This is a genomic window from Mesorhizobium sp. M7A.F.Ca.AU.002.02.1.1 (assembly GCF_003998535.1).
Taxonomy (GTDB): Bacteria; Pseudomonadota; Alphaproteobacteria; order Rhizobiales; family Rhizobiaceae; genus Mesorhizobium; species Mesorhizobium ciceri.
Map to the genome: position 1 here is coordinate 1 of NZ_RZPB01000509.1, position 4,489 is coordinate 4,489.

Here is a 4,489-nt window from a genome sequence, read left to right on the forward strand (position 1 = left end):
GTCTTGTCGTAGTCCTGCCAGCTCGAACGCGGCAGCGCGAACATGCGCTCGCGCTCGGCCATCGAGGCTGCCATGTCGGGATCGGGATCGATGAAGATGTCGCGATGGTCGAAGGCCGCGATCAGCCGGGTTTTCGGGGACAAAAGCATGCCGTTGCCGAACACGTCGCCCGACATGTCGCCGACCCCAACGACGGTGAAGGACGAGGTCTGGATGTCGCGGTTGATCTCGCGGAAATGCCGCTTGACCGCTTCCCAGGCGCCCTTGGCGGTGATGCCCATCTTCTTGTGGTCATAGCCGGCCGAGCCGCCGCTGGCGAAGGCGTCGTCGAGCCAGAAGCCGTGCTTCTCCGAGATCGCGTTAGCGGTATCGGAGAAGGTCGCCGTGCCCTTGTCGGCGGCAACGACGAAATACGGATCGTCCGGGTCGCGTCTGATAACGCCGGCCGGCGGGATGACGCCGTCGAGGCCGATATTGTCGGTGATCGACAGCAGGCTGGAGACGAAGTTCTTGTAGGCCGAAGTACCGGCCTCGAAGATCGCGTCGCGGCCAGCGCTCATCGGCAGCTTCTTCGGATAGAAGCCGCCCTTGGCGCCCACCGGCACGATGACGGCATTCTTGACCTGCTGTGCCTTGACCAGGCCGAGCACCTCGGTGCGGTAGTCCTGGGCGCGGTCGGACCAGCGCAGGCCGCCGCGCGCCACCGGACCGAAGCGCAGATGCAGACCTTCGACCTCGGAGCCGTAGACGAAGATCTCCCGCCACGGCCGCGGCGCCGGCAAGCCCTCGACCGCGTGCGAGTCCAGCTTGATCGCCAGCGACTGGCCCTTTTCTTTCGTATCGGCAACGAAATGATTGGTGCGCAGCGTGGCTTCGATCAGATTGAGGTAGCGCCGGATGATGGTGTCGTCGTCGATGTTCGGCACATCCTCCAGCGCATCCTTGATCTTGGCCTTGAGATGCTTTGCGGCCACCACGCCTTCGGTCTCGGCTGTCGGGCCAAGCCGGGCGATGAACAGCGCATGCAGGCCACGCGCTATGTCGGGATAGCGGTTGAGCGCGGCGGCGATGAAATCCTGGCTTTGCGGAATGCCGACCTGCTGCAGATAACGGCCATAGGCGCGCAGGATGGTGATCTCGCCAGACCACAGGCCGGCGGTCTGGGCGAGGCCGTTATAGCCGTCATTGTCGACGTCGCCGCGCCAGACGGAGAGGAACGCATCTTCGAACAGCGCGCCGCCATCGGTCAGGTCGATCGGCTGGCCGTAGCTGTTCTCAAGCTCCATGTCATGAATAAAGACTAAGCCGGGCCGATCACTATTGATCGTGCCGACCTGGTCGTCGCCGACCTCGAAAGTGCGCTCGCTGATGACGCGGAAGCCGATGTTTTCCAGCACCGGCACGCGGCGCGACAGCGCCACCGGGCTGCCGTGGTGATAGATCTTCAGCGATGCCTGGTGCGGCTTCTGCTCGGCATGGCGATAATAGTCGATGGCGATCGGATTGCCGGCGCTGATCTTGGCAATGCGCCCGGCATCGGCCAGCGCCACCGCCGCGCTGAACGAATCGCGGTAGCTTTCCGGCAGCCGCGCGGCAATCGCCTTCAAAGCCTGGTCGCCGCCACTGGCCTCGGCCGCATCGGAAAGGGCGTCCTCCCAGGTACGCACGATGTCGCGGATCGCCGCCTCTATCGTCGCTTGCTCGACCTTCGGCGTCTTGCCGCCGGAGCGGCCGATGATGAAGTGCACGCGCGCCAGCCCGCCCTCGGGAAAGGCCGGGTAGTAGGCCGACAGCCGGCCTTCGAATACGGTTTTCAGATAGGAGCCAATCTTCTCGCGCACGACGCTGTCGTAACGGTCGCGCGGCACGAAGACGAGGATTGAGACGAAACGGTCGAACTGGTCGGCGCGCACCAGCGCCCGCACGCGTGGCCGCTCGACCAGGCCCAGAATGGCGGCGGCATGTTTGCGCAGGATCGGCACCGGCACCTGGAACAGCTCGTCGCGCGGATAGCTTTCCAGCACGTTGATCAGCGCCTTGCCGGAATGATCGTGCCGGTCGAAGCCGGACTTGGCGATGATGGTTTCGGCCTTGGACCTGAGATACGGGATCTTCATCACCGAGCGCGTGTAGGCGGTCGAGGTGAACAGGCCGACGATGCGCAATTCGCCCGCGAGCGTACCCTTGGCGGTGTAGGTCTTGATGCCGATGTAATCGAGATAGATGCGGCGGTGCACGGACGACTTGGCATTGGCCTTGGTGACGATCAGCGGCTCCGGCCCATGCAGGAAGGCGCGGATCTCCGGCGTCGTCGTTACCGCTTCGGTGCCGCGCCTGAGCACCAGCACGTCGGGATCGGACAGGATGCCGAGGCCAGGCTTTTCAGCGCGCTCCAGCGTGCCGCTTTCCTCGCCGCCGGTGTATTTGAACTCGCGCATGCCAAGGAAGGTGAAATTGTCGTCGCGCAGCCACTCCAGGAAGGCGAGAGCCTCGGCAACGCTCTTCTTGTCGAGCGGCACGGCCGTATAGCGGAATTCCGAGATCGCCTGATCGAGGCGGGCCAGCATTGGCCTCCAGTCGTGAACGGCGGCATGAACCTGGCCAAGGATCTTGCGCAGCCGCTCGCTCAATCCGCTCGCCTGCTCGGATGTCAGCCGCGGGATGTGGACATGGATGACGCTCAGCCGGTCGTGGCTGCCATCGTCCTTGGCGAAATTGCCGTCGCCGAGGATTTCTTCCACGCCGCCCTTGCCGTGGCGCACGACGATAACCGGATGGGTGACCAGGGTCGGTTCGCCCGATGTCTCGGTGATCTCGCCGAGGATGGAATCGAACAGGAACGGCATGTTGTCGTTGACGACCGTGACAACCGTCATCGGGCGGCCGTCTCGCACAACGCCCGAATCGGCATCGACGGCGACGACGCACTCGCCTTTCCTGTGAGTGGCGACTGCCTGGCCGGCGAGATCGGCAGCCCGCTCCAGGTCGGCCACATCGTAGGGAGCAATGTCTTCAGCTGGCGCGCGGGCGAGCAGATAGTCTGCAAGCCTGGCTGGCCTTTCCTCCGCTTTAAGCGCTGCCGTGGCTTTTTTCTTCGGCTTGCTCGCGGATTTCACGCTGGCCATGACGCACGTCCCTCCCGTCGAATGCTTTTACGACTATGGTAGCAGATGACCGCTGTTTGGCGACAAAGGTTTGACGGCTTGCCAAGAATTATCGGAATTTGGCGACAAGATGCCGCGCAACGAGGAGAAATGACCCATGACCGGCAAAATCAGCGCGCTTGATCTTGGCCAGGGAGAGCTGAGCGAGGCGACAAAAACCTATTTCGCCAAATGCGAGGAGAAGCTCGGCCTCGTCCCCAACGTGCTCAGGGCCTATGCCTTCGACGACAAGAAGCTGCGCGCCTTCACCGACATGTACAACGATTTGATGCTGGGTGAGTCCGGCCTGTCGAAGCTGGAGCGCGAAATGATCGCGGTCGCCGTCTCCTCGATCAATCATTGCTACTATTGCCTGACCGCGCACGGCGCGGCGGTGCGCCAGCTCTCCGGCGATCCGGCGCTCGGCGAAATGATGGTGATGAATTTCCGCGCCGCCGATCTTTCGCCCAGGCAGACGGCAATGCTCGAATTCGCCGTCAAGCTGACGCAAGAGCCGGCCAAGATCGTCGAGGCCGACCGGGGCGCGCTGCGTCAGGCCGGCTTCACCGATCGCGACATCTGGGACATCGCCTCGACCGCTGCCTTCTTCAACATGTCGAACCGCGTGGCCGCGGCAATCGATATGCGGCCGAACGACGAATACCACGCCATGGCAAGGTGACGGATTGCGGCAGGATCCAGACCGGGGCGTTATATTAGCAGTGTCGCATTCTCGTTGCTTGTTTGCCGGTTTGGTCCGATGATCGGCAGGCGGCATGACCGCATGCCGGTTCGATGCCGCTCACCAAGGGAGGAGAACATGGCGAAGTATCTCTACGTCTATCATGGCTCGGGCAAGATGCCGACCGACGAGGCCGAGCGGAAGGCCGCAATGGACGCCTGGAACGGCTGGTACGGCAAGCTCGGCTCGGCTGTGGTCGACGGCGGCAATCCGGTCGGCATGTCGAAGATGGTGCTGCCCGGCGGCAAGGTCGAGAACAATGGCGGCAGCAATCCGGCCGCCGGCTACACGATCGTCGAAGCGAAAGACATCGACGATGCCGTCGCCAAGGCCAAGGACTGCCCGATCCTGATGAACCCGGCCTTCAGCGTCGAGATCGCGCCGATCATTGAAGTGATGTGACGCGCCGGCTCAGGACCGCGTCGCTATGGCGGCCGCCGCACCGGCCATCGTCGTGGCGCTGATGCGATTGGCGATCTTCATGGCGCGCTTGCTCTTCAAAAGCTTGCGCGCCTGTGATGCGGCGAGCACCCAGGCGAGATCGATGGCGACCAGCACCACGGCCATGGTCGCCGTCAGCTCGACCCAGCCGACGATGCTGACC

At 63.4% G+C, this 4,489-nt stretch carries 3 protein-coding genes and 1 pseudogene; 2 read left to right on the plus strand and 2 right to left on the minus strand.

The window, feature by feature from the left end; genetic code table 11:
* Positions 1-3,125 (minus strand): NAD-glutamate dehydrogenase domain-containing protein (locus EN879_RS25345; RefSeq protein ID WP_164774566.1); only part of this gene is annotated, 3,125 nt, incomplete at its 3' end.
* A 136-nt stretch (positions 3,126-3,261) separates the two neighbouring features.
* On the opposite strand from EN879_RS25345, the gene EN879_RS25350 reads away from it, so the two are divergent.
* Both EN879_RS25350 and EN879_RS25355 read left to right on the plus strand, forming a co-directional pair.
* Positions 3,262-3,825, plus strand: a complete 564-nt coding sequence (locus tag EN879_RS25350) for a peroxidase-related enzyme (RefSeq protein WP_063169467.1) — start codon at positions 3,262-3,264, stop codon at positions 3,823-3,825.
* Positions 3,826-3,963: 138 nt separating this feature from the next.
* Positions 3,964-4,287, plus strand: a complete 324-nt coding sequence (locus EN879_RS25355) for a hypothetical protein (RefSeq protein ID WP_013529006.1) — start codon at positions 3,964-3,966, stop codon at positions 4,285-4,287.
* Between the two features lie 9 nt (positions 4,288-4,296).
* Here the strand turns inward: EN879_RS25355 and EN879_RS25360 are convergent.
* A pseudogene (locus tag EN879_RS25360) lies at positions 4,297-4,489 on the minus strand (LysE family translocator); the annotation flags it as partial.